Annotated in this window: 23 protein-coding genes; 4 read left to right on the forward strand and 19 right to left on the reverse strand. The window is 72.0% G+C overall.

Translation table 11 applies throughout. The features are described from left to right. Positions 1 to 235: 235 nt before the first annotated feature. The 14 genes from nusB to AB0G84_RS09410 all read right to left on the reverse strand — a co-directional run bounded on the left by nusB (position 236) and on the right by AB0G84_RS09410 (position 13,856). Complete coding sequence (gene nusB / locus AB0G84_RS09345; protein ID WP_361317759.1) at positions 236 to 670, reverse strand: transcription antitermination factor NusB; 435 nt, start codon at positions 668 to 670, stop codon at positions 236 to 238. Between the two features lie 2 nt (positions 671 to 672). Next, entirely contained in the window at positions 673 to 1,239 is a 567-nt protein-coding gene (gene efp, locus AB0G84_RS09350) for an elongation factor P (protein ID WP_361317761.1), read from the reverse strand. Between the two features lie 64 nt (positions 1,240 to 1,303). Then, positions 1,304 to 2,410 (reverse strand): aminopeptidase P family protein, encoded by a 1,107-nt coding sequence (locus AB0G84_RS09355; RefSeq protein ID WP_361317764.1) that lies wholly within the window; start codon positions 2,408 to 2,410, stop codon positions 1,304 to 1,306. A 79-nt stretch (positions 2,411 to 2,489) separates the two neighbouring features. Beyond that, the gene (locus tag AB0G84_RS09360; RefSeq protein WP_361317766.1) at positions 2,490 to 3,359 is read right to left on the reverse strand and encodes a Pro-rich N-terminal domain-containing protein; all 870 of its coding nucleotides are present in this window, start codon (positions 3,357 to 3,359) and stop codon (positions 2,490 to 2,492) included. Positions 3,360 to 3,600: 241 nt separating this feature from the next. Next, positions 3,601 to 4,092: a type II 3-dehydroquinate dehydratase gene (gene aroQ, locus AB0G84_RS09365; protein WP_361317769.1), complete on the reverse strand. Its 492-nt coding sequence runs from the start codon at positions 4,090 to 4,092 to the stop codon at positions 3,601 to 3,603. Beyond that, entirely contained in the window at positions 4,089 to 5,180 is a 1,092-nt protein-coding gene (gene aroB, locus AB0G84_RS09370; RefSeq protein WP_361317772.1) for a 3-dehydroquinate synthase, read from the reverse strand. The genes aroQ and aroB overlap by 4 nt, the downstream gene beginning before the upstream one ends. Then, a complete protein-coding gene (locus AB0G84_RS09375; protein ID WP_361317775.1) occupies positions 5,177 to 5,734 on the reverse strand; it encodes a shikimate kinase in 558 nt (185 codons plus the stop codon). The genes aroB and AB0G84_RS09375 overlap by 4 nt, the downstream gene beginning before the upstream one ends. Next, positions 5,731 to 6,915: a chorismate synthase gene (gene aroC / locus AB0G84_RS09380; RefSeq protein ID WP_361317777.1), complete on the reverse strand. Its 1,185-nt coding sequence runs from the start codon at positions 6,913 to 6,915 to the stop codon at positions 5,731 to 5,733. The genes AB0G84_RS09375 and aroC overlap by 4 nt, the downstream gene beginning before the upstream one ends. A gap of 218 nt (positions 6,916 to 7,133) precedes the next feature. After that, positions 7,134 to 7,961, reverse strand: coding sequence for a shikimate dehydrogenase (locus AB0G84_RS09385; RefSeq protein ID WP_361317780.1), 828 nt, complete (start codon positions 7,959 to 7,961; stop codon positions 7,134 to 7,136). A gap of 10 nt (positions 7,962 to 7,971) precedes the next feature. Next, positions 7,972 to 9,783, reverse strand: a complete 1,812-nt coding sequence (gene mltG / locus AB0G84_RS09390) for an endolytic transglycosylase MltG (protein ID WP_361317783.1) — start codon at positions 9,781 to 9,783, stop codon at positions 7,972 to 7,974. Between the two features lie 128 nt (positions 9,784 to 9,911). Beyond that, the gene (gene ruvX, locus AB0G84_RS09395) at positions 9,912 to 10,376 is read right to left on the reverse strand and encodes a Holliday junction resolvase RuvX (protein WP_361317869.1); all 465 of its coding nucleotides are present in this window, start codon (positions 10,374 to 10,376) and stop codon (positions 9,912 to 9,914) included. Between the two features lie 14 nt (positions 10,377 to 10,390). Then, on the reverse strand, positions 10,391 to 13,060 hold the full coding sequence (alaS, locus tag AB0G84_RS09400) for an alanine--tRNA ligase (RefSeq protein ID WP_361317785.1): 2,670 nt from the start codon (positions 13,058 to 13,060) through the stop codon (positions 10,391 to 10,393). After that, on the reverse strand, positions 13,060 to 13,401 hold the full coding sequence (locus tag AB0G84_RS09405) for a DUF6167 family protein (protein ID WP_361317788.1): 342 nt from the start codon (positions 13,399 to 13,401) through the stop codon (positions 13,060 to 13,062). The genes alaS and AB0G84_RS09405 overlap by 1 nt, the downstream gene beginning before the upstream one ends. Before the next feature lie 8 nt (positions 13,402 to 13,409). Then, positions 13,410 to 13,856: a DUF948 domain-containing protein gene (locus AB0G84_RS09410; RefSeq protein WP_361317791.1), complete on the reverse strand. Its 447-nt coding sequence runs from the start codon at positions 13,854 to 13,856 to the stop codon at positions 13,410 to 13,412. Between the two features lie 178 nt (positions 13,857 to 14,034). Between AB0G84_RS09410 and AB0G84_RS09415 the strand changes: the two genes are divergently transcribed. Next, positions 14,035 to 16,221 (forward strand): AAA family ATPase, encoded by a 2,187-nt coding sequence (locus AB0G84_RS09415; protein WP_361317794.1) that lies wholly within the window; start codon positions 14,035 to 14,037, stop codon positions 16,219 to 16,221. Between the two features lie 24 nt (positions 16,222 to 16,245). Here the strand turns inward: AB0G84_RS09415 and rpsD are convergent, their stop codons facing one another. After that, on the reverse strand, positions 16,246 to 16,857 hold the full coding sequence (gene rpsD, locus AB0G84_RS09420) for a 30S ribosomal protein S4 (protein ID WP_361317797.1): 612 nt from the start codon (positions 16,855 to 16,857) through the stop codon (positions 16,246 to 16,248). 185 nt (positions 16,858 to 17,042) lie between these two features. On the opposite strand from rpsD, the gene AB0G84_RS09425 reads away from it, so the two are divergent. Continuing rightward, positions 17,043 to 17,795 carry a DUF2470 domain-containing protein gene (locus AB0G84_RS09425; protein WP_361317800.1) on the forward strand — a complete coding sequence of 251 codons (753 nt, stop codon included), beginning with the start codon at positions 17,043 to 17,045 and terminating at the stop codon, positions 17,793 to 17,795. A gap of 75 nt (positions 17,796 to 17,870) precedes the next feature. Here AB0G84_RS09425 and AB0G84_RS09430 read toward each other — a convergent pair whose 3' ends face one another. The 4 genes from AB0G84_RS09430 to AB0G84_RS09445 all read right to left on the reverse strand — a co-directional run bounded on the left by AB0G84_RS09430 (position 17,871) and on the right by AB0G84_RS09445 (position 22,159). After that, positions 17,871 to 19,241 (reverse strand): replication-associated recombination protein A, encoded by a 1,371-nt coding sequence (locus AB0G84_RS09430; RefSeq protein WP_361317803.1) that lies wholly within the window; start codon positions 19,239 to 19,241, stop codon positions 17,871 to 17,873. 95 nt (positions 19,242 to 19,336) lie between these two features. Then, positions 19,337 to 19,978, reverse strand: a complete 642-nt coding sequence (locus AB0G84_RS09435; protein WP_361317806.1) for a vitamin K epoxide reductase family protein — start codon at positions 19,976 to 19,978, stop codon at positions 19,337 to 19,339. 193 nt (positions 19,979 to 20,171) lie between these two features. Beyond that, entirely contained in the window at positions 20,172 to 21,434 is a 1,263-nt protein-coding gene (gene hisS, locus AB0G84_RS09440; RefSeq protein WP_361317809.1) for a histidine--tRNA ligase, read from the reverse strand. A gap of 11 nt (positions 21,435 to 21,445) precedes the next feature. Continuing rightward, positions 21,446 to 22,159, reverse strand: a complete 714-nt coding sequence (locus AB0G84_RS09445; protein ID WP_361317811.1) for an MBL fold metallo-hydrolase — start codon at positions 22,157 to 22,159, stop codon at positions 21,446 to 21,448. 161 nt (positions 22,160 to 22,320) lie between these two features. Between AB0G84_RS09445 and AB0G84_RS09450 the strand changes: the two genes are divergently transcribed. Both AB0G84_RS09450 and AB0G84_RS09455 read left to right on the forward strand, forming a co-directional pair. Continuing rightward, the gene (locus AB0G84_RS09450) at positions 22,321 to 23,154 is read left to right on the forward strand and encodes a peptidylprolyl isomerase (RefSeq protein WP_361317813.1); all 834 of its coding nucleotides are present in this window, start codon (positions 22,321 to 22,323) and stop codon (positions 23,152 to 23,154) included. A gap of 261 nt (positions 23,155 to 23,415) precedes the next feature. Beyond that, on the forward strand, positions 23,416 to 24,645 hold the full coding sequence (locus AB0G84_RS09455) for a DUF349 domain-containing protein (protein WP_361317815.1): 1,230 nt from the start codon (positions 23,416 to 23,418) through the stop codon (positions 24,643 to 24,645). The last annotated feature ends 184 nt before the right edge of the window (positions 24,646 to 24,829 follow it).

Here is a 24,829-nt window from a genome sequence, read left to right on the forward strand (position 1 = left end):
GGCGGCGTTTCTGTTGTCCGCCCCGGGAGCGCCGGAGCGGACCCGACCGGGCCGGTCGGCGGCTTTCGCCCCGGCCGGGCCGGTCGGGGCGAAAGCCGCCGCTCACGGCACGGGGGCGGTCAGGGTGGGGGCGCCTCGGGGCCGGGGGCGGCCCCGAGCGGCGCTCTGCGGGCATGCGACGGGCCCGGGGTGGTTGCACACCACCCCGGGCCCGTTCGTACGCTCTGTCGACCGTCTACTGCGACTCGCGGCGCAGCCCCGGCTTCAGCTCCTTGAGCCGGCCGAGCAGTCCGTTGACGAAGGCCGGGGAGTCGTCCGTGGAGAACTCCTTGGCGAGCTGCACGGCTTCGTCGATCGCCACCGCGTCCGGCGTCTCGTCCATCCACAGTAGCTCGAAGGAGCCGAGCCGCAGGATCGAGCGGTCGGCCGCCGGCATCCGGTCCAGGTCCCAGTCGACCGCGTAGGTGGCGATCAGCTCGTCGATCCGGGCGATGTGGTCCGCGTACCCCTCGACCAGCTGCAGGGTGTACTCGTTCACCGGCGGCTGCCGGGGGTCGGTCCGGGCGTGACGCATCCAGTCCGCGAGCACGGACTGCACGTCGGCTCCGCGCTGATCGGCCTCGAAGAGGATCTGGAACGCGCGCTTGCGGGCCTTGGTGCGGGCAGCCACGGTTAGCTGTTCACCCGGCCGAGGTAGTCGCTCGTGCGGGTGTCGACCTTGATCTTCTCGCCGGTGGTGATGAAGAGCGGCACCTGGATCTGGTGGCCGGTCTCCAGGATGGCGGGCTTGGTGCCACCGGTGGAGCGGTCACCCTGGACGCCCGGCTCGGTCTCCTGGACGACGAGCTCGACGGCGGCGCCCAGCTCGACGAAGAGCACCTCGCCCTCGTGCTGCGCGACGGTGGCCTCGAAGCCCTCGATCAGGAAGTGGGCGGCGTCACCGACGACCTTGCGGTCGATGTGCAGCTGGTCGTAGGTCTCCATGTCCATGAAGACGAAGTAGTCGCCGTCCATGTAGGAGAACTGCATGTCGCGCTTGTCGACGGTGGCCGTCTCGACCTTCACGCCGGCGTTGAAGGTCTTGTCCACCACCTTGCCGGACAGCACGTTCTTGAGCTTGGTGCGGACGAAGGCCGGGCCCTTGCCGGGCTTGACGTGCTGGAACTCGACGACGGACCAGAGCTGGCCGCCGTCGAGCTTGAGCACCATGCCGTTCTTGAGGTCGTTCGTGGATGCCACGGTTGCGGAATCTCCTGGACTGCAGGTGGTGGGACCGGGAGCGACGCCCACCGAGCACTGCGGCTCAGAGTGCGAGGAGCTCCTTGGTCGTGATCGTGAGTAGCTCGGGCCCGCCGTCCGCCTCGGGACGAACGACGAGTGTGTCGTCGATGCGGACACCCCCACGGCCCGGGATGTGAACCCCCGGCTCGACGGTGACCGGCACGCAAGCGTCCAGTTTACCCATGGCGGCCGGGGACAACTGCGGGTCCTCGTCGATTTCGAGTCCAACGCCGTGCCCGGTCCACGGACCGAGCCGCTCTCCGTATCCCGCGGAGTCGAGCACCAGGCGGGTCACCCGGTCCACCTCACGGCACTCCACGCCCGGCGCCAGCGCCTCCCGCCCGGCCCGCTGGGCTGCGAAGACGAGATCGTACAGCTCGATCTGCCAGTCCGCGGGGGTGGTGCCGATGACGAAGGTGCGGCCGATCTCGCAGCGGTAGCCGCGGTAGTTGGCGCCCAGGCCGACGCTGAGGAAGTCGCCCTCCTCGACCCGCCGGTCGGTGGGCAGGTGCCCGGGACGGCCGGCGTTCGGGCCGGTCGCGACGGAGGTGGGGAAGGCCGGGCCGTCCGCCCCGTGGTCGACCAGCCGGCGCTCCAGTTCCAGCGCGAGATGCCGCTCGGTGCGGCCGACCAGGATCGACTCCAGCAGCTCGCCCAGTGCCTGGTCGGCGATCTCGGCGGCGATCCGCAGGCAGGCGATCTCGTCGTCGTCCTTGACCAACCGCTGCGCCTCGACCGCGCAGGCCAGGTCGGCCAGCCGCAGCCGGGGCGCGACCTGGGCGAGCGCCCGGTGCCGGGTGACGGTGAGGTGGTGCTCCTCGACGGCGAGGGTGTCTGCGCCGGCCTTCGCGGCGAGGTCGGCACCGGCCACCACCGTGTCGCCGCCGCGGGTGGGCAGCACCGAGACCCGCACGTCGTCGACCGGTCGCCCCTCGGCCGGATCGCCGCTCAGCGGGGTGCCGCACAGCAGCACGTCGTCGGACGGGGACAGCAGCAGGGCGCCGCCCGGCGGTGCGCATCCGGTGAGGTAGCGGACGTTCGCGGGACGCGAGATCAGGGCGGCGGTGCTTCCGGTTGCGGCGCAGCGCTCGCGCAGCTGCGCGCGTCGGGCCGCGTACAACTCGGACATATCGCCAGGGTACGGCGGCTCCACCGAGGCGGCCGGTCGAGCGCCGCCGCCCGGGGGAGCCGCCGGCGGCCGCGGGTCGCTACCAGGTGGGCGGGCTGGCGATGGAGCGCGCGACGACCTCGTCCAGGGCCCGGACGGTGGTCGCGACGTCGTGCTGGGAGTTGTCGATGATCGGCAGGCCGGAGCCGTACCAGCCGGCCATCCGGCCGTGGATCCTGGCCACCTCTTCGTCGGAGAGCCGGCGGTTGCCGGTGCGGCGGGCGTTGCGCTCCAGGACGATCTCCAGGCCCGGCAGCAGCACGATCGGCAGCAGGCCGGGGCCCACATGGCGCTTCCAGCCGCCCAGGCCGACGACCGGGCGGTCGGGGAAGACGGCGTCGTCGAGGATGCAGGAGATGCCGTTGGCGAGGAAGTTGCGGGCCGCGAAGCCGCAGGTGCGGCGGGCGAGGCGGTACTGCGCCTCGGAGTGGTCGTTCCAGCCGGACTGCGGATCGGCGAAGCCGGCCCGGACCCATTCCCGGACGTCGTCGAGGCTGATGTGGGCGGTGGGCACCCGGCGGGTGTCCGCCCAGTGGCGGGCGACGCTCGTCTTGCCGGCGCCGGCCGGCCCGATGAGCAGCACCGCGACGGCCGCGTGTGCGGCGTCCGGCGCCGAGTGGTCGGCGGGCGGGCTGGGCAGCGGCACCGGGGCGCCCGGGGGCAGCTGGACATGGCCGGTGATGTCCGTGGTGCTGGGGCCCGTGGGCGGGGCCTGCTGGGGCGCGGGCCCGTGCCAGCCCTGCTGCGCGGCGGGCTGCGGGAGCGGCGGCGCGGGGGCCGGTGGCGGGGCGGACGGGGCCGGCGGGGCGGCCGGCGCGGGCTGTCCCGGCTGGGGCGTCCAGTGGCCGCCGGCCCCGGGTCCTGATGCCGGCCCGTGGGGCGGCAGCGGAGCCCCCACTGCGTACTGCATCCGGTGGCTCTCCGTCTCGTGCGGTCGACGTGGTGCGGTGACGCGGCGCCGGGTGCGGCTGCCCGGTGCGTCGTGCGGCATGACCCACCGGCCCCGGGCGGCCGGTGTGCCCCACCGCCGTCGTCGGTGTGAGGGTACCGCTGCGAACGGTACCCGCCCGGACACCGCCGGGAGGGCCCCTACCCCCGGCGCCTGCCACCTGAACGCGTCGGGGTGGGGCCGAAGTGCCCCTGGTGGGGCCTCAGTTGCCGAGCTCCTCGGCCAGCGCCCGAAGCGCCAGGCGGTACGAGCCGATGCCGAAGCCGGCGACCGTGCCGCTGGCGATGGCCGCGATGACCGAGTTGTGGCGGAATTCCTCGCGCGCGTACGGGTTCGAGATGTGCACCTCGATGAGCGGGGCGGTGCGCTGGGCCGCCGCGTCCCGCATGCCGTACGAGTAGTGCGTGAAGGCACCGGGGTTGAGGACCACCGGGAGCGATCCGTCGGCGGCCTCGTGCAGCCAGCGGATCATCTCCCCCTCGTCGTTGGTCTCCCGGACCTCGACCGCGAAGCCCAGCTCCTTGCCGAGCCGGGTGCACTCCTCGACCAGCCCGGCGTAGGAGGTGGCGCCGTAGACGTCGGGTTCGCGCGAGCCCAGCCGGCCGAGGTTGGGGCCGTTGAGGACCAGCACCCGCCGGGCGGTGCCGGGCCGCTGCGCCGGCTGCGCCCCGTCGGCCGCGCCGCCCGCGCTCATGCCGCGATCTCCGCGTGCGCGGCGAGCAGCATCGCCGGGTCCGGGCCCTCCAGTACGGTCGGCTTGGCCAGGCCGTCCAGGACGATGAAGCGCAGCCGGTCGCCGCGGGACTTCTTGTCGACCTTCATGGTCTCCAGCAGCTTGGGCCACTGGTCGCCGCGGTAGGTCAGCGGCAGCCCCACGGACGCCAGGACGGCGCGGTGCCGGTCGGCGGTGGCATCGTCCAAGCGGCCGGCGATCCGGCCGAGTTCGGCGGCGAAGACCATGCCGACGGAGACGGCGGCGCCGTGCCGCCAGTTGTAGCGCTCGTTCTTCTCGATGGCGTGCGCCAGGGTGTGGCCGTAGTTGAGGATCTCCCGCAGACCGGACTCCTTGAGGTCCGCGGAGACCACCTCGGCCTTGACGCGGATGGCCCGCTCGATCAGCTCGGCGGTGTGCGCGCCGTCCGGGCGCTTGGCGGACTCCGGGTCGGACTCGATCAGGTCGAGGATCACCGGGTCGGCGATGAAGCCGGCCTTGATGACCTCGGCCAGGCCGGAGACGTAGTCGTTGACCGGCAGCGAGTCCAGGGCGGCCAGGTCGCAGAGCACACCGGCCGGCGGGTGGAACGCGCCGACGAGGTTCTTGCCCTCGGCGGTGTTGATGCCGGTCTTGCCGCCGACCGCGGCGTCCACCATGCCGAGCACGGTGGTCGGTACGGCGATCCAGCGCACCCCGCGCAGCCAGGTCGCGGCCACGAACCCGGCGAGGTCGGTGGTAGCGCCGCCGCCGACGCCGACGATCACATCGCTGCGGGTGAAGCCGGACTGGCCCAGCGCCTTCCAGCAGTACGCGGCGACCTCGGCGGTCTTGGACTCCTCGGCGTTCGGGAGCTGGACGGCGATCGCCTCGTAGCCCTGGGAGGCCAGGTCCTCGCGCAGCGCCTCACCCGTGGCGGCCAGCGCCTCCGGATGCAGCACGGCGACCCTCTTGGCGCCCTCGCCGATCAGGCCCGGGAGTTCACCGAGCAGCTGCCGCCCGACGAGCACCTCGTACGGGTCGGTGCCCGCCGTGCCGCCGACCTGGATGCGGGTGACCTGCTCCGTCATGCCTGTTCCTCCCTGTGGGCGGCCCGCGGGGCGCTTCCCGCGGCCGGCCGTAGCTCCAATGCGTCCATGATCGCCTCGGCGACCTGGGCGGGGGTGCGCTCCGCCGTGGCGAGCACGGCGCGGGCGACCTCGGTGTACAGCGGGCGGCGCCGCTCCATCAGCTCGCGCCACTGCTTGCGCGGGTTGACGGCCAGCAGCGGGCGGGGCGCGTCGAGCCCCACCCGCTTGACCGCGTCGGCCAGTTCCACGTCCAGGAAGACCACCGGCAGCCCGGTCAGCAGCGCCCGGGTGCCCTCGTCGAGGACCGCGCCGCCGCCGAGCGCGAGCACGCCCGGGTGGTCCTCCAGCGCCTGGCGCACCGCCGCCCGCTCCAGCTCACGGAAGTGCGGCTCGCCCTGGTCGATGAAGATCTCGGAGATCGGCTTGCCGGCCGTGGCGACGATGTCGGCGTCGGTGTCCCGGTAGCCGACGCCCAGCCGCTCGGCGAGCAGCGCCCCCACCGTGGACTTGCCGGCGCCGGGCGGGCCGACCAGCACGACGACCGGCGAGGTCATGTGATCGCCAGGTTGTCGAGGAAGCCCTGGACGTTGCGGCGGGTCTCGGCCACGTTGTCGCCGCCGAACTTCTCCAGCACCGCGTCGGCCAGCACCAGGGCCACCATCGCCTCGGCGACGATGCCGGCCGCCGGGACCGCGCAGACGTCCGAGCGCTGGTGGTGCGCCTTGGCCGCCTCGCCGGTGGTGACGTCCACGGTGGCCAGCGCCCGCGGCACCGTCGCGATCGGCTTCATCGCGGCCCGTACCCGCAGCAGCTCACCGGTGGACAGCCCGCCCTCGGTACCGCCGGAGCGGCCCGAGCTGCGCCGAATGCCCTGGTCGGTAGCGACGATCTCGTCGTGCGCCTTGGACCCCGGCACCCGGGCCAGGTCGAAGCCGTCGCCGACCTCGACGCCCTTGATCGCCTGGATGCCCATCAGCGCGGCAGCCAGCCGGGCGTCGAGGCGGCGGTCCCAGTGGACGTGCGAACCCAGGCCCACCGGCACGCCGTACGCCAGCACCTCGACCACACCGCCCAGGGTGTCGCCGTCCTTGTGCGCCTGGTCGATCTCCGCGACCATCGCCTTGCTCGCGTCCGCGTCCAGGCAGCGCACCGGGTCAGCGTCCAGCTTCGCCACGTCGGACGGCTTGGGGTACACCCCGTACGGCGCCTTGGCCGCGGCCAGCTCGACGACGTGCGAGACGATCTCGATGCCGGCGGCCTCCTTCAGGAACGACCGGGCCACCGCGCCCAGCGCCACCCGTGCCGCGGTCTCCCGCGCGGAGGCGCGCTCCAGGATCGGGCGGGCCTCGTCGAAGCCGTACTTCTGCATACCGGCGAGGTCGGCGTGGCCGGGGCGCGGGCGGGTCAGCGGCGCGTTACGGGCCAGCGCGGCGAGCTCCTCCTCGTCCACCGGGTCGGCCGCCATCACCTGCTCCCACTTGGGCCACTCGGTGTTGCCGACCATCACGGCGACCGGCGACCCCATGGAACGGCCGTGCCGCACGCCGCCCAGGAAGGTGACCTCGTCCTGCTCGAACTTCATCCGGGCACCGCGGCCGTAGCCCAGCCGGCGGCGCGCCAGGGCGTCCGCCACCAGCTCCGTGGTGATCGGGACCCCGGCCGGAAGGCCCTCCAGCGTCGCCACCAGTGCGGGGCCGTGCGACTCCCCCGCCGTCAGCCAGCGCAACCTGCTCAACGGTGCTCCTCATGTACTGCTCATCCGCGTACGGTCTCCCCCCGATCCTCCCACGTCGCGCGGGAGGAGCGGCGCCCAGTCCAGGGAGCGGACCGGCCGCCGGGCGGGCGCGGACCGGCCGCCGGGCGCGGACCGCCCGGGGGTCCGGTGAACGGCGGTGCCCGGGCCGCAGGCAGCGGGCCCGGGCACCGTAGGGGCCTTGAGCGGAGGTAGGGGGCTCAGCGAGCGGCCAGGGCCGCCTCTCCGGCCCGGCGCATGGCGCCCAGCGGCGCCGGTCCGCACCCCGTCATCTGCTCGACCTGGAGCACCGCCTGGTGGACGAGCAGGTCCAGGCCGCCGACCACCGCGCCCCCGCGCTCGGCCCAGGCGGTGGCCAGGGCGGTCGGCCAGGGCTCGTAGAGGACGTCGAAGAGCGTCCCGGGCCGGTCCGGTACGGCCGCGGCGAGCGCGTCGGTGGTGCCCGCCGGGGTGGTGGCGATGACCAGCGGCGCCGTCAGGGCCTCGGCGGCGTCCGCCCAGGGGGCGGTGCGGACCGCGACGCCCAGCCGCTCGCCCCAGCCCCGCATCTCATCGGCGCGGGCGTCGCTGCGGACGTACGCGGTGACCTCGCCGGTGCAGATGCGGGAGAGCGCGGCGAGTGCCGAGGAGGCGGTGGCACCGGCGCCCAGCACCGCGGCCCGCTCGACCTGCTGCACCCCCCGCTCCCGCAGCGCGGCCAGCATTCCCGGGATGTCGGTGTTGTCACCGAGGCGCCGCCCGTCCGCGGCGAGGACGACGGTGTTGACCGCCTCCACCGAGGCCGCGGTGGGGCTGACCTCGTCGAGCAGCGGGATCACCGCGCGCTTGAGCGGCATGGTCAGGGAGAGCCCCGCCCACTCCGGACCGAGCTGCTCCAGGAACGCCGGCAGCGCGGCCTCATCGACCTCGAACCGGTCGTACTCCCAGCCGGTCAGGCCGAGTTCGCGATAGGCGGCACGGTGCAGGACCGGGGAGAGGGAGTGCGCGATGGGCGAGCCGAGGACGGCTGCCCTTCTGGTGTCGGACACGGTGCTTCTCTCAGTTCCCGCTCTGCTTCTGCGTCTTCTGGCGCTCGTTGAACTTCCGGACGAGCTTCATATGGTCGTTGAGATTCGTGGTGAAGTCCGTCTTCTTCCCGTCGACCGAGATGAAGTAGAGCCACTTCCGGGTGTTGTCGGGGTTGATGGTCGCCTTCAGTGCGTCCTCGCCAGGATTTCCGATCGGCCCCGGCGGCAGACCCCGATAGAAGTACGTGTTGTACGGATCGTCGTAGTTCCGGATCTCGTGCGTACTGATGTTGATTTTGCTCTGGTTCTTCAGGTAGTTGAAGGCCGAGTCGAATTCGAGCTTCTGATTGGTGTCCGTATTGCTCGGGGCGAGACGGTTGTAGACGACAGCGGCCATCTTGCGGAAGTCGTCGTGCGTCATGCCTTCGGCCTGGGTGAGGCTGGCGACGGTCAGCAGCTGCAGCGGTGAGGTGAGGTGGAATTTCTTCGCATTCGCCGCCAGGTCGTACTTGGCGTACTCCTGAGTGGCTCGCCCGACCATTTGCTTGAGGACGTCTTCCGGCTTGGCATTGCCCCCGACGCTGTAGGTCGAGGGGTAGAGGAAGCCTTCGAGCGGGTCCTTTATCTTCTTGCTGTCGTTGGCCCAGTCCGGCAGCCCGAGGGAGTTGAGCTGTCGCTTGGCGATGTCCTTGGTGGTGCCCGCCTTGAGCTTGAGCTTCTGGTCGATGAGCGAGTAGACCGCTCCCGCCCGCAGCCCCTCGCGGATCGTCAGGCCGTTGCGGCTCTTGGGGTCCGCCATCAGCTCGAGGGCCGCGGCCGCCGACATCTGCTTGCGCAACGAGTAGGTGCCGGGCTGGAGGAGCGTGGCCTTCTTGTTGCCGTCGGCCGCCTCTGTGAAGGCGCCGGCGCTCTTGATCACGCCCTTCTTCGCGAGGATCTGGCCCATCTCCCCGATCGGCGAACCGTTCGGGATCTCGACCTGGACCGCACCCGAACCCTCGCCCTCGTAGTCGGGCGACGACCCGAAGTGGGCCATGAAGAAGTCGTAGCCGAAGTAGCCGACCACACCGACCGCACCGGCGAAGACCAGCGTGACGACCAGACAGGCGGTCCCGCTGCGACGTTTCTTCTTTTTGTTCTTCTTGTCCTTCTTGCCGCGACGCTCGCGGCCGGAGCCGCGCTCGTCATCCTCGTCGGCGTGGTCGTCCGGGTAGTCGTCGCCGTAGTCGTCCTCGCGACCTCCGCGGCCGTCCCGGCCCTTGCGCCCGCCCCGGCCGTCGTCGTACGGCCCGCCCGGCTCCTCCGCGAAGAACGGGTGATCCGGCTCGGGTTCGCGCCGCGGCTCCGGATCGGCCCGCCAGTCGTCGCCGGTCGGAGCGTCGTCGTAGTGCGGTGCCGGCTGCTGGTCGTACTGCGGCGGTGCGTACTGCTGCGGGTGCCCGGACACCTGCGGCATCTGCTGCGTCTGACCCTGCTGGTGACCGGACACCGGCGGCATCTGCTGGGTCTGGCCCTGCTGGTGACCGGGCACCGGCGGCATCTGCTGGGTCTGCTGCTGGTACGCGCCCTGGTGACCGTAGGGGTCGTGTCCCTGCTGCCCGTACGGGTCGGCCGGCTGCTGCTGCCCATAGGGGTCGTACGGGTCGTACGGAGACGGTGCCGAGCCGGTGCCGTCCCATCTGCCGTCGTACTGCTGCTGGGGATAGCCGGACTGCTGTGGGGCGGACTGCTGGTCGCCCCACTGCGGCTGCTGGGCCTGGCCTCCGTGAGGACCCTGGTCTCCGTAGAGCGGGTCCTCGGGGTGCCACGGTTCGGAGCCGTAGCCCCGGCCATACTCGGTCATCGATCCCCTAGAGCCGAGAGACGGTGCGCTCCGTACCGGCAGCGCGCTTGCTGTATCGATCCGCCTCTACTTGCACGTGCGGCTGTTCGAACCACCGCCACATCGCGCGGCACGTTACCGTATCGCGATCAGATGACCACTTCGACGCTCTCGCCCGGCGGCTCCCCCGAGAGGCGCTCGGTCTCCAACGCGCTCTGCAGAATGACCACCGCGGCGGCCTGGTCGACCACCGAACGGCCCTTCTTGCTGCGCACCCCGGAGGCCCGCAGGCCCTGGGTCGCGGTGACCGTCGACATCCGCTCGTCGACCAGCCGGACCCCTACGGGTGCGATGTTCTGTGCCATGTGCTGGGCGAAGGCCCGGACCTTGGCCGCGGCCGGCCCCTCTCCCCCACTGAGGGAGCGGGGCAGGCCGACCACGACCTCGAGCGGCTCGTACTCCTCGACGATCGCCTTCAGCCGGCGGTGCGCCGCCGGGACGTCACGCCCCGGCACGGTCTCCACCGGGGTGGCGAGGACCCCGTCGGGGTCGCACGAGGCGACCCCGATACGGGCGTCCCCGACGTCCACGGCGAGGCGTCGGCCACGTCGCATCTCGCTCACGTGCGTCAGGCCGCCTCAGCCACCAGGCGCTCGACGGCCTCGATGGCCTCGGGCACCGCGGCGGGGTTCTGGCCGCCGCCCTGGGCGACGTCCGGCTTGCCGCCGCCACCGCCACCGAGCGTCTTGGCGGCGGTACGGACCAGGTCACCGGCCTTGATGCCGCGTTCGCGGGCGGCCTCATTGGTGGCGATCACCGTCACCGGGCGGCCGTTGGCCACCGAGAACAGGGCCACCACGGCGGGGCGTCCGCCCTGGATCCGGCCGCGCACGTCGAGCACGAGCTTGCGCAGGTCGTCGGCGGCGGTGCCGTCCGGGACCTGGCCGACGGCCAGCGCCACGCCGTGGACGTCCTTGGCGCCCTCGGCCAGCCCGGCGGCGGCCTGCAGCACCTTCTCGGCGCGGAACTTCTCGATCTCCTTCTCGGCGTCCTTCAGCTTGGCCAGGACACCGGAGATCTTCTCCGGCAGCTCCTCCGGGCGCCCCTTGACCAGCTCGGTGAGCTGGGAGACGACGGTGTGCTCACGGGCCAGGAACTTGTAGGCGTCGACGCCCACCAGGGCCTCGACCCGGCGGACGCCGGAGCCGATGGAGGACTCGCCGAGCAGCTTCACCAGGCCCAGCTGGGCGGTGTTGTGGACGTGAGTGCCGCCACACAGCTCCTTGGAGAAGTCCCCGATGGTGACCACGCGGACCCGGTCGCCGTACTTCTCGCCGAACTCGGCGATGGCGCCCTGCTTCTTGGCCTCGTCCATGCTCATGACCTCGGCGTGCACGTCCAACTCACGGGCGAGCACGTCGTTGATCTTCTGCTCGACGTCGGTGAGCACCGAACCGGGCACCGCGGTCGGCGAGCCGAAGTCGAAGCGGAAGCGGCCCGGGGAGTTCTCCGAACCGGCCTGGGCGGCCGTCGGGCCCAGGGCGTCGCGCAGCGCCTGGTGGGTGAGGTGGGTGGCGCTGTGGGCACGGGCGATGGCGCGCCGGCGGGCGATGTCGATCGTGGCGTACGCGGTGGAGTCCAGCACCACCTCGCCGACCTGGACGACGCCCTTGTGCACCGTGACGCCGGGCACCGGCTGCTGGACGTCGCGGACCTCGACGACGGCGCCGGAGTCCAGCTTGATCCGGCCGGTGTCGGCGAGCTGGCCGCCGCCCTCGGCGTAGAACGGGGTGCGGTCCAGGACGACCTCGACCTCGTCGCCCTCGTGGGCGGCGGGGGCCGGTACGCCGTTGACCACCAGGCCGACGAGGGTGGCCTCGCCCTCGGTGGCGCTGTAGCCGGTGAACTCCGTGGTGCCGGAGCGGTCGGCGACCTCGCGGTAGGCGGACAGGTCGGCGTGGCCGCTCTTCTTGGCCTGGGCGTCGGCCTTGGCGCGCTCCCGCTGCTCCTTCATCAGGCGGCGGAAGCCGTCCTCGTCCACCGACAGGCCCTGCTCAGCGGCCATTTCGAGGGTGAGGTCGATCGGGAAGCCCCAGGTGTCGTGGAGCAGGAAGGCCTTCTCGCCGGGCAGCACCGTGGAGCCCGTGGCCTTGGTGTCCGTGACGGCGGTGTCGAGGATGTTGGTGCCGGCCTTCAGCGTCTTGAGGAAGGCGGCCTCCTCGGCGAGGGCGACGGTCTCGATCCGTCGGCGGTCCTCCAGCAGCTCCGGGTACTGCTGGCCCATGGTCTTGATGACCACGTCCAGCAGCTCGGCGACGACCGGGCCGGTGGCGCCGAGCAGGCGCATGTTGCGGATGGCGCGGCGCATGATGCGGCGCAGGACGTAGCCGCGGCCCTCGTTGCCGGGCGTGACGCCGTCGCCGATCAGCATCGTGGACGTCCGCATGTGGTCGGCGACCACGCGCAGCGAGACGTCGGAGCCCTCGGCGGCGCCGTAGCGGACTCCGGTGAGCTCGGTGGCCCTGTCGATCACGACCCGCAGGGTGTCCGTCTCGTACATGTTGCGCACGTCCTGCAGGATCATCGCCAGGCGCTCAAGACCGAGGCCGGTGTCGATGTTCTTGCTGGGCAGGTCGCCGAGGATCTCGAAGTCCTCCTTGCCGATGCCCGCGCCGCGCTCGTACTGCATGAAGACCAGGTTCCAGATCTCCACGTACCGCTCGTCGTTGACGGCCGGGCCGCCCTCGACGCCGAAGTCGGGACCGCGGTCGTAGTTGATCTCGGAGCACGGGCCGCAGGGGCCCGGGACGCCCATGGACCAGTAGTTCTCCTTCTTGCCCAGGCGCTGGATGCGCTCCTTGGGCACGCCGATGACCTCGTGCCAGATGCGCTCGGCCTCGTCGTCGTCCAGATAGACGGTGATCCAGAGGCGCTCCGGGTCAAGGCCGTAGCCGCCGTCGGCCTGCGAGCCGGTCAGCAGCTCCCAGGCGTACTTGATGGCGCCTTCCTTGAAGTAGTCGCCGAAGGAGAAGTTGCCGCACATCTGGAAGAACGTGCCGTGCCGGGTGGTCTTGCCGACCTCTTCGATGTCCGGCGTACGCACGCACTTCTGCACGCTGGTGGCGGTCTTGAAGGGGGGCTTGACCTCGCCGAGGAAGTACGGCTTGAAGGGCACCATGCCCGCGGGGACCAGCAGCAGCGTCGGGTCGTCCGCGATGAGCGACGCCGACGGCACGACGGTGTGCCCGCGCTCCTCGAAGAAGCGCAGCCAGCGGCGGCGGATTTCAGCCGACTCCATCAGTGGTCCTCTTTTCCAGTCGGTCCGGTCAGACCGTGCGGTCCGGTTGTTCTCGTGGTTCGGTACTGCGGTTCGAGCACCGCGCGGCGCGGTGCGGGCAGCTCGCGCACCTCGGCCGGACTCAGGCCGAGGGCGTCGTGCAGCTGCTCTTCACGGTCCGCCATTCCGGCGCGTACGTCCAATGCAAATTGACGCAGCCGCTGTCCGGTCTCGACGGCCTTGTCCGCGGCCTGTGCGGCGAGACTGTCGGGCTGCAGCTTGCGCAGCTTCTGGTGGACCTTGTTGGTGGCCCACACGCCGGCGGCGGCGCCGGTGGTGAACCAGAAGGCACGGCGGAACATCGCGGTGATCAGTCCTTGGAGCGGCGGTTGCGGCGCCCGCCACGGCGGGCGCCGGGCAGGGTACGGCCGACGACGGTGCGCTGTGCGCGCCCGGCGGCAGGGTCTGCTTCGCCCTTCTTGCCGATCGCGCGGCGTACGCCGTAGCCGAACGCGGCCACCTTGACCAGCGGTCCACCGAAGGCGGAGGAGACGGTCGAGGAGAGCGCGGAGGCGTTGGCGGTGACCTCTTGGACGTCGGCGGCGATGGCGTCGACGCGGGCCAGCTGGCTGTGCGCGGAGCGGACCGTTGCGGACGCGTCGGCCAGGAGGGGAACGGCCTGCTCGGACACCTCGGCCACCAGCTTCGTGGTCGCCTTCAGCGTCTGCGCGAGCCTCGCCAGCACCAGGGCCAGGAACGACACAAGGATCGCCCAGAAGACGGCCACGAGGATCCCGGCCACCTCTCCACCGGACACGTTGGCTCCACTCTCCGACCGGTTCGGTCTTCTCTCGTCCTGCTCGAACGGCAACCTTGACCTTATCGCGCCGTGACTGTCCGTCCGTACCCCGTTCCCGGCGCCGCGGGCCGGAGCCGGGCGGAACCGGAAGGCGTGATTGTACGGTCCGCATCCTGCCGAGTACGCTCCGTGTGCCATGCGACGCTTCACGCGCTCCGGCACCGCCTCCGGTCCCCCGCCGGCACCCGCCGCGCCGGGTTCCCTCCCCTCGGAACTCAACCGCTTCATCGGCCGCGAGGCCGAACTGGCCGCCCTGACCGGTCGGCTGGCATCGGCCCGACTGGTCACCCTCACCGGGGTGGGCGGCGTGGGGAAGTCACGGCTCGCCCTGCACGGCGCAGCGATCTTGCAGGATCGCTTCTGCGATGGGGTGCGGTTGGTCGAACTCTCCGCCCTGCGCGAGCCGCACCTCCTCGACCACGCCGTCGCCGAGGCCCTGGCGGTCGCCGACCACAGCGGCCGTCCGGTGCGCGCCGCGCTCGGCGACCACCTCGCCGGCCGGGAGCTGCTGCTCGTCCTGGACGGCTTCGAGCACCTGGTTGACGCCTGCGCCGGGCTGGTCGCGGAGCTGCTGCGCCGGGCGCCCGGGCTGCGGGTGCTGGCCGCCGGCCGGCGCCCGCTGGAGGTCCCCGGCGAGCAGGTGGTGCCGCTGGCGCCGATGAACGCCACCGACGCCGCCGAGCTGTTCGCCGACCGCGCCGCGGCCGTCGTCGCCGGTTTCACCGTCGGACCGTCCCACGCGCAGGCGGTCGGCGAGCTCTGCCGGCGCCTGGACGGCATTCCGCTGGCGCTGGAACTGGCCGCCGGCCGGCTGCGCGCGCTCTCGGTCGAGCAAGTGCTGCACCGGCTCGACGACCGCTTCCGGCTACTGACCGGCACCGCCCGCGGGGTGCTGCCCCGCCACCAGACGCTGCGCTGTGCGATCGGCTGGAGCCACGAGCTGTGCACGGCACGGGAGCGGCTGCTGTGGGCGCGACTGTCGGTCTTCGCGGGGCAGTTCGACCTGGAGGCGGCCGAGTACGTCTGCTCGGGCCCGGAGCTACCGGCCGAGGAACTCCTGGACGTCATCGAGGAGTTGGTGGCCCAGTCGGTGCTGGTGCGGGAGGAGACCGCGGCCGGGGTGCGCTACCGGATGCTGGACACCGTACGGGCCTACGGCGCGGACTGGCTGGCCGCGGCGCAGGACGGTGAGCGGCTGCGACGTCGGCACCGCGACTGGTACCTGGGGCTGGCGACCTGGTGCGAGCTGGACTGGTTCAGCTCCCGGCAGGCCGAGATCGCCGCCCGGGTGGAAGCCGACCTGCCCAATCTGCGGATCGCGCTGGAGCAGAGCCTGGAGAGCGCCTCGGAGACCTATTTGGGCCAGTATCTGGCGGGCACCCTGTGGTTCTACTGGGTGGGCTGCGGGCGACTGTCGGAGGGGCGGCACTGGCTGGACCGGGCCCTGGAGCTGGAGGGCGACCACGACGACGCCCGGCTGAAGGCGCTGTGGGTGGCCGGCTATGTGGCGGTGCTCCAGGGGGACACCGTCGCCGCGCTGGCGGCGCTGCAGGAGTGCAGCGAGGGGGCCGAGCGGACCGGCAACGCCACCGCGGCGGCCTATGCGCTGCACCGCACCGGGTGTCTGGCACTGGTCCGGGACGACATGCCGCGGGCCGAGGAGCTGCTGCGCGGGGCGCTGGCCCGCTACCGGGAGATCGGTGAGCTCAACAGCACCGTGCTGCTGGGGCAGGTCGAGCTGGCGATGGCGGTGGCCTTCCGCGGTGAGCTAGCGGACGCGGCCCGGCTGTGCCAGGACGTGCTGGAGGTGTGCGAGGACCACGGCGAGCGCTGGACCAGGGCGTATGCGCTCTTCGTGCTGGCCTTTGCGGCGTGGTCGGGCGGGGAGACCGGCCGGGCGCGGGGGCTGCTGGAGGAGTGCCTGGGCATCCACCACGCCTTCCACGACCTGCTGGGTGTGGCGCTGGCGATCGAGCTGGTGGCGCTGGTGGCGCTGGACGAGGGCGATGCGGAGGAGGCGGCCGTGCTGCAGGGCGCCGCGGGGCGGATCTGGCCCTCGGTGGGGCTGCCGCGGTTCGGCTCGCGGCACTTCGGCCTGCCGCACGCCCGGTGTGAGCAGCAGGCACGCGGGCTGCTGGGCGATGCGGGCTACGAGCGTGCGCTGCGGGTGGGCAGCGGGCTCGATCTGGACGCGGCGGCGGCCCGGGTCCTGCCGTCCGGCGGTGTGCTGCCCGCACGGCGCCCTGCGGTGCGGATCGGCCCGCCCGCCACGCACGAGCCCGCCGCCTCCCCCTCCGCGAGCGGCGGGGAGACGGCGGGCTGAAGCACTGCTGCCCTGCGGTGGTGCTTAGCGGGCGTAGTACTCGACGACGAGCTGCTCGTCGCAGATCACCGGGATCTCCTTGCGGTTGGGGTCCCGGTCGAGGCGGAACGCCAGCGCCTGGAGGTTGACCTCCAGGTAGCGGGGGGTCTCGCCGTCGGGGGCGTAGCCACCCTCACGGGCCACCTGGAAGGGGTGCTTCTCGCGGCTGCGCTCGCGGACCATCACCACGTCGCCGGGGCGGACGCGGAAGGACGGCTTGTCGACCTTGCGGTCGTTCACCGAGATGTGGCCGTGGACGACCATCTGACGGGCCTGGTAGATCGTCCGGGCCAGGCCCGAACGCAGGACGAGCGCGTCCAGACGGCGCTCAAGCTCGATGATCAGCGCTTCGCCGGTCTTGCCTTCGACCTTCCGAGCGCGGTCGTAGGCACGCACCATCTGACGCTCGCTGATGTCGTACTGAGCGCGCAGACGCTGCTTCTCCAGCAGACGGACCTTGTAGTCACTGCTCTGCTTCCGGCCCCGGCCGTGCTCGCCGGGCGGGTAGGGACGGGCCTCGAAGTACTTGACGGCCTTGGGCGTCAGCGCGATGCCGAGTGCGCGCGACTTCTTGACCTTGGGACGCGACTGGTTCACGTGGAACATTCCTCCATGTAAGTTAGGTGAGGCTTACCTTAGCGCGAGGAGAACGCATGTTTCGACCTGGGATCCCCCTGCCCGGTGCCGCTCAGAGCGCCGGGTCGGGTCAGCCGCGTCCCGTGGAAGACGCCCAGCAGCCCACCGCCGCCGAGCGCGCACGAACCCTCGTTGAGTCCCATGCTATGGCGTCCCTGAGCGTCCCCGGAGTCGAGGACCCCGACGAGACCGGGCTCTCGGCGCCGGTCTGCCGGACCGTGACACCAGAGGGAGACGTGCTGGTGCTGGTTCCTGGGGACTCTGCGGCGGCCAGAGCGGCCGCGCACGCCCAGGACGACGATCTGACAGCCGTGATGGAGATCACGGATGTGGCGCCGGTTTCGATGCCCCATCGCATCCGCGGACGGGCCTGGGTCGCCGGCTGGCTGACCCCGGTACGCAATGACCAGCGCACCCGGGCGGCGGTGCTGCTCGCCGAGCGGCACCCCGTGGGCGAGCTGCTCGGCATCGGCGAGGCGCTGCAGCCGGACCCGACACCGGGCACGTTCGGGCGACCCGCCTGGATGGTGCTGCGCCTGGAGGTCGGCGAGGGCGCGGTGGACGACCTGTGGGGCGCCGAGTCCATCGAGCCGGACGACTTCGCCGCCGCCGCGCCCGACCCGCTGGCCGCACATGAGGCGGAGCTGCTGCAGCATCTGCACGCGGCACACCGCGACCAGGTGCGCGGGCTGTGCTCGCTGCTGGGCGAGCGGAGCGGGTTCTGCGGGCTGGGCGACCGGGCGGTGCCGGTGAGCCTGGACCGCTTCGGCCTGCGGGTCCGCTTCATCGACGCCGAGCAGCACTGCTTCGACGCCCGCTTCGACTTCCCCGACCCGGTACGGGACGTGGCGGAGCTGCGCCGGGCGATGCACCAGCTCTTCGAGGCGGCGGCCGAATAGCCGCCGGACGGTCCGGACGCACGCGGACGGCGGGCACGACCGGCCGGATCCCGCGGGGACGCCGGGGACGCCGGGCTACTCCGCGGCGCCCTCGCCGGCCCCGCCGCGCAGCCGGGCGCGCACCCGCTCGGCCACGTCCGCGTAGCGTGCCTCGGCGCCGTGCCGGGTGGGCTCGTAGTAGCGCCTGCCGTGCACCTCGTCCGGTGCGTACTGCTGGGCGGCGATACCGCCGGGGAGGTCGTGCGGGTACTGGTAGCCCTGGCCGTGGCCGAGCTTCTGGGCGCCCTTGTAGTGGCTGTCGCGCAGCTGCGGCGGCACCGCACCCGCCTGGCCCGCCCGGACGTCCGCCAGGGCGGCGTCGATCGCGGTGTACGCGGCGTTCGACTTCGGGGCCAGGGCGAGCGCGATGGTGGCCTGGCTCAGCGTGATCCGGGCCTCCGGGAAGCCGATCATCGCCACCGCCTGCGCGGCGGCGACCGCGGTCTGCAGGGCGGTGGGGTCCGCCAGGCCGATGTCCTCGCTCGCGGAGATCATCAGCCGGCGGGCGATGAACCGTGGGTCCTCCCCCGCCTCGATCATCCGCGCCAGGTAGTGCAGCGCGGCATCGACGTCCGAACCGCGGATCGACTTGATCAGCGCGCTGGCCACGTCGTAGTGCTGGTCGCCGTCCCGGTCGTACTTCACCGCCGCCCGGTCGACCGACTCCTCCAGAGTCTGGAGGGTGATCTCCTTCTCCCCCTTGGCCAGCGCGGATCCTGCCCCGGCCTCCAGGGCCGTCAGCGCCCGCCGGGCGTCGCCGCCGGCGATCCGCAGCAGATGCCCCTCGGTGTCCTCGGGAAGGGTGACCGCGCCGGCCAGCCCGCGGGCATCGGTCAGCGCGCGGCGCAGCAGCCCGCGCAGATCGTCGTCCGTGAGGGGTTCGAGGGTCAGCAGCAGCGAGCGGGAGAGCAGCGGGGAGATCACCGAGAAGTACGGGTTCTCGGTGGTCGCGGCGATCAGGGTGACCCAGCGGTTCTCCACGGCCGGCAGCAGGGAGTCCTGCTGAGCCTTGCTGAAGCGGTGGATCTCGTCGAGGAAGAGGACGGTCTCCTTGCCGTAGCCGCCCGAGGCGCGCCGGGCGCCGTCGATGACCGCACGGACCTCCTTGACCCCGGCGATGATCGCGGAGAGCTCCACGAAGCGCTTGTTCGTCGCCTGGCTGACGACGTACGCCAGCGTGGTCTTGCCGATGCCGGGCGGTCCCCACAAGAACACCGACGACGGCCCCGCCGGGCCCCCCTCGCCCTCACCCACCAGCCGCCGCAGCGGCGACCCCGGCTTGAGGAGGTGCTGCTGGCCCACGACTTCGTCGAGGGTGCGCGGACGCATCCGCACGGCGAGCGGCGACCGCGCGGGGTCCTTCTCCTGGCGGTCTTCGGCGGCGGCGGTGAACAGGTCGGGCTCCACGATCACGAGCCTAAGCCACCCCACTGACAACGCCCCGGCCGCCGTCGTCGACGGGCCGGGGCGCGGGCGCGCTCACGCGGGATGCGGGGCGCTCCTCACAGGAGGCCGCTCCAGTACGACCACCAGCGGGTGAGGATCAGCAGCGCGATCACGCCGAACCAGAGGACCGGTACCACCCAGTGGAACTCCACCACCGCGGACCGCAGTCCCGCGGGGGCCGGGATGATGCCGTGCTTGATGTTGTGGGCGGTGGTGTACCAGAACATCAGGATGGTGACGCACCAGGTCAGCGTGCACCACAGACACAGGGCGTTGATGCTGTACAGCGACTGGCCCATCAGCCACATGCAGAAGACCGCGGCGAGTCCGGTGCCGATGTTCAGCCCGATCCAGTACCAGCGGCGGAAGCGGGCACCGGCCAACAGGGCCATGCCGATCGCGACCACCACGCCGAAGCCGACCAGGCCCGCCATCGGGTTCGGGAAGCCGAAGACCTCCGCCTGGGCGCTCTGCATGACGCTGCCGCAGGAGATGATCGGGTTCAGGCTGCACGCCGGCTTGAAGTTCGGGTCCTTCAGCAGCTCGAACTTGTCCAGCGTGATGACCCAGGCGGCCAGGATGCCCAGCGCCCCGGTGATCACCAGGAGCAGGCCCAGGCCGCGGCCGGAACCGATGGTGCCCGCGCCGCTCGCGTGGTCGTCGTCGAGGGACACGTCGTCAACCGCTGTCGTCGTCATGTGGCCGTTCCGTCGGTGGGTGGGAAGGGGCGCCTGGCGGGCCCGCGGTCCGTCCCGCGGGCGCGGCCTTCATTGTGCCCCAACCCGGCGACGGCCCACCGTTCGCTGCGCATAAAGAGGCGGCAGCCGAAGGGGGCGTGCTGGCTGCGGACGGTTGACGGCGCCACCCGATCGTGGCGCCGTCCACCCGCTCTCAGACCAGCCGGCGCCGGACCTCGTCGGTCACCGCGTCCAGCGCGACCGGGGTCTGCTCGCCGCTCTGCAGGTCCTTGAGCTGGACCACGCCCTCGGCCAGATCCCGCTCACCGGCCACCAGCGCCAGCCGCGCACCAGAGCGGTTGGCGGACTTCATGGCGTTCTTCAGGCCCTTGCCGCCGTACGCGAAGTCGGTGGCGACACCGACCCGGCGCAGCTCGGTGACCTTGGCGAACAGCACCCGGCGGGCCTCCTCGCCCAGTGGGACCGCGAAGACGGAGGTCACCGCGGGCAGGTCGAGCGTGACGCCCTCGGCCTCCAGCGCCAGCACCGTGCGGTCGACACCCAGCGCCCAGCCCACGGACGGCAGCGCCGGGCCGCCGATCATCTCCGACAGGCCGTCGTAGCGCCCGCCGCCGCCGACCGCGGACTGCGAGCCCAGGCCGTCGTGGACGAACTCGAAGGTGGTGCGGGTGTAGTAGTCCAGCCCGCGCACCAGCTTCTCGTCGTCCTCGAAGGCCACGCCCGCCGCGGTCAGCAGCTCGCGCACCTGCTCGTGGTAGGCCTTGCAGGCCTCGCAGAGGTAGTCGCGCAGCAGCGGCGCCCCGGTCAGCTGCTGCTGGACGGCCTCGCGCTTGTCGTCCAGGACCCGCAGCGGGTTGATGTCGACCCGGCGCCGGGTGTCCTCGTCCAGGTCCAGGCCGCGCAGGAAGTCCTGCAGCGCGGCCCGGTAGACGGGGCGGCACTCCTTGTCCCCCAGGGAGTTCAGCAGGAGGCGGAAGTTCCGCAGCCCCAGGGAGCGGTAGGCCTGGTCGGCCAGGATGATCAACTCGGCGTCCAGCGCCGGGTCCTCGGTCCCGATGGCCTCGGCACCGACCTGGGAGAAGTGGCGGTAGCGGCCCTTCTGCGGACGCTCGTAGCGGTAGTACGAGCCGGAGTACCACAGCTTGACCGGCAGGTTGCCGCCCTTGTGGAGGTTGGCCTCCAGCGCGGCGCGCAGGACGGAGGCGGTGCCCTCGGGGCGCAGCGCGAGCCGGTCGCCGCCCTTGGTCTCGAAGGCGTACATCTCCTTGGTCACGATGTCGGTGGACTCGCCGACACCGCGCGCGAACAGCTCGACGTTCTCGAAGCCGGGCGTCTCGACGTAGCCGTACCCGGAGTTCTTCAGCGGCGCGGCGATCGCCTCACGCACCGCGAGGTAGGTAGCGGACTGCGGCGGAATCAGGTCGTAGGTGCCCTTGGGGGCCCGGAAGGTGCTCACGGAAGCTCTCGTCACATTCCTCGTCGTGGAGCGGCGTCGACGCCGTCTCCGCGGCCGGCGGCCACTTCCCGCAGGAAGGGGTTGGTGGCGCGCTCGCGGCCGATGGTGGTCTGGGGGCCGTGGCCGGAGAGGACCACGGTCGAGTCCTCCAGCGGCAGGCACACGCGTGCCAGCGACTTGAGGATCTCGGCGTGGTCGCCGCCCGGCAGATCGGTACGTCCGATGGAGCCGGCGAACAGCAGGTCGCCCGAGAAGAAGACCGGCGGAATGTCCGCCTGCTCGGGCAGCCCGAACGTCACCGACCCCTTGGTATGGCCCGGTGCGTGCGCGACGGAGAACTCCATCCCGGCGAGCTGCAGGGCGGCGCCGTCGGTCAGCTCCTTGACGTCGTCCGGCTCCCCCACCGTCAGCTCGCCCATGAGCTGCTGACCGATGGAACGGCCCAGGGCCCGCTCCGGGTCGCTCATCATGTAGCGGTCCTCGGGGTGGATCCAGGCCGGGACGTCGTGCGCACCGCAGACGGGGACGACCGAGGCGACATGGTCGATGTGGCCGTGGGTGAGGACGACCGCGACGGGCTTGAGCCGATGCTTTCTGACCGCCTCCTCGACGCCTTGGGCCGCTTGGTGGCCCGGGTCGATGATGACGCACTCCTCGCCGGCGGCGGGGGCGACCAAGTAGCAGTTGGTGCCCCAGGCCCCGGCGGGGAACCCGGCAATCAGCACGTTCGTCCTTAAGGGTCGGTATGGCGGGCGGACCGGAGGGCCGCTCCCGGACATCTCGGCAGCTCCAGAGCCTACCGGCGGGACTCCCGGCAGGGCGAACCCGTATACGGTACGGCCACGGCGCACCCACAGCGATCGGTGATCGGACAAGGAGACGACCGGTGGTCAGCAAGGATCAGCGGCGGCGGCAGCTCGCCCGGGAGAAGTTCGAGCGTCAGCAGGCACGGCGGTCGGTGGCCCGGCACAAGGCCAAGCGCCGCACCGTGATCATCGCGTCCGTCGTGGCCGTCGCGCTGGCCGCGGGCCTCGCCGCGTACGCCTCGGTCGGCTTCGCCGGCGGCGACGACCGGCCGTCCGACCGGGCCGCCGACGGAACGCCCAGCAGGGCCGCCGACCCGTGCGGCAGGCCCGCTCAGGGCGCCCCGTCGAAGAAGACCTGGAAGAAGGAGCCGGCGATGTCGGTCGACACCTCGGCGTCCTACGCCGTGCAGCTGTCGACGACCTGCGGCACGATCGAGCTGAAGCTGGACGCCGGCAAGGCGCCGCACACGGTCAACTCCTTCGACTTCCTGGCCCGTCAGGGCTACTTCGACCACAGCAGGTGCCACCGCCTGGTCGACGAGGGGATCCACGTCCTGCAGTGCGGCGACCCGACGGCCACCGGCAGCGGCTCCCCCGGCTACACGATCCCGGACGAGAACCTCAAGGACCCGCGGCTCAAGGGCGGGGTCTACCCGGCGGGGACGGTCGCGATGGCCAACAGCTACGACGGCAGGAACGACAAGACCCGCAACTCCGGCGGCAGCCAGTTCTTCCTCGTCTACCAGGACAGCAAGCTGCCGCCGAACTACACACCGTTCGGCACCATCACCGGCGGTATGGACGTGCTGCGCAAGATCGCCGACGCCGGAGCGACGCCGGCGGACCCGCAGACCAACAACACCGCGCCCCGCGCCACGGTCGTGATCGACCGGGCCACCGTGCGGAAGTCCTGACCGGCGCGGCGCGCGCGGGGGCGGTACGTGCTCCGGCACGGCGGTCCCGCGCGCGAACCGCGGAATTTCGGTCGTGCTGGATGCGGACAGCCGACCGCCGGTCGCCTAGATTGGCGTTGTGTAGGGTGCCTGCTCCGACGGCTGCCACCCTCACCCGCAAGACCGCCCGTCGGACGGCCAGGGCGCGGCCCTGCCGGACAGAAACTGTGGACGATGCCGGGGGGCCGCACGCCCTCGTCGGCATCATGTGGAGGAGGCGCTGTGAGCAGCGACCCGTGGGGCCGCGTCGATGAGACGGGGACCGTGTACGTGCGTACCGCCGATGGCGAGAAGGTCGTCGGATCGTGGCAGGCGGGCACCCCTGAGGAGGCCCTTGCCTACTTCGAGCGCAAGTATGAGGGCCTGGTCGTCGAGATCGACCTCCTCGAACGCCGGGTCAGGACCACCGACCTGTCGGCGAAGGACGCCACGACCGCGATCGACCACCTGCGCCAGCAGATCGACGAACACCACGCGGTGGGCGATCTGCAGGCGCTCGGCAAGCGGCTGGACAAGCTCGTCGAGGCCGTCGAGGCCCGCCGCGAGGAGCGCAAGGCGCAGAAGGCCAAGCAGAGCGACGAGGCCCGGCACGCCAAGGAGAAGCTGGTCGTCGAGGCCGAGGAGTTGGCCGCCAGCGAGCAGTGGCGGGCGGCCGGTGAGCGGCTGCGTGCGCTGGTCGACACCTGGAAGGGCCTGCCGCGGCTGGACCGCAAGACCGACGACGAGCTGTGGCACCGCTTCTCGCACGCCCGCTCGGCGTTCTCCAAGCGGCGCAAGGCACACTTCGCCTCGCTGGACGCCCAGCGCGAGGAGTCCCGCAAGGCCAAGGAGAAGCTGGTCGCGGAGGCCGAGTCGCTGTCGAACTCGACGGACTGGGGCGCGACGTCGGCCCGCTACCGCGAGCTGATGCAGGACTGGAAGGCCGCCGGCCGCGCCCAGCGCGAGCACGAGGACGACCTGTGGAACCGCTTCCGTGGCGCCCAGGACATCTTCTTCCAGGCCCGCGGCGAGGTCTTCGCGGAGCGCGACGCCGAGCAGCGGGAGAACCTGACCCGCAAGGAGGAGCTGGCCGTCGAGGCCGAGAAGCTGCTCCCGGTCTCGGACCTGAAGGCGGCGCGGAGCGCGTTCCGCTCGATCAACGAGCGGTGGGAGGCCATCGGCCATGTGCCGCGGGACGCCCGCCCCAAGATCGAGGGCCGGATGCACGCCGTCGAGCGCGCCATCCAGGAGGCCGAGGAGGCCGAGTGGCGCCGGACCAACCCTGAGGCACGGGCCCGTGCCGCCGGGCTGACCGGCCAGCTCCAGGACGCCGTCGACAAGCTGGAGAAGCAGATCGACACGGCTCGGGCGGCCGGCAACAACGCCAAGGCCGACAAGCTCGCCCAGGAGCTGGCGGGCCGCAAGGCGCTGCTGGACCAGGCGCTGAAGGGCCTGGAGGAGTTCGGCGGCTGACCTGCCGCATGCACGGAAGGGCCCCGGTACGCGGGCGGTTTCTAGGGGTCGTCGCAACACGTGGTCGTGTTGATCAGGCCGCGAGCAGTTTATGCAGGCGCTCGGCTGGGGTTTCCCAGCCGAGCGTTTTGCGTGGGCGTCGGTTGAGCTGGTCGGCGACGGTGGCCAGGTGCTCGGGGTCGTG

Origin of the sequence: Streptomyces sp. NPDC020742 (assembly GCF_040641675.1) — a bacterium.
Taxonomy (GTDB): domain Bacteria; phylum Actinomycetota; class Actinomycetes; order Streptomycetales; family Streptomycetaceae; genus Streptomyces.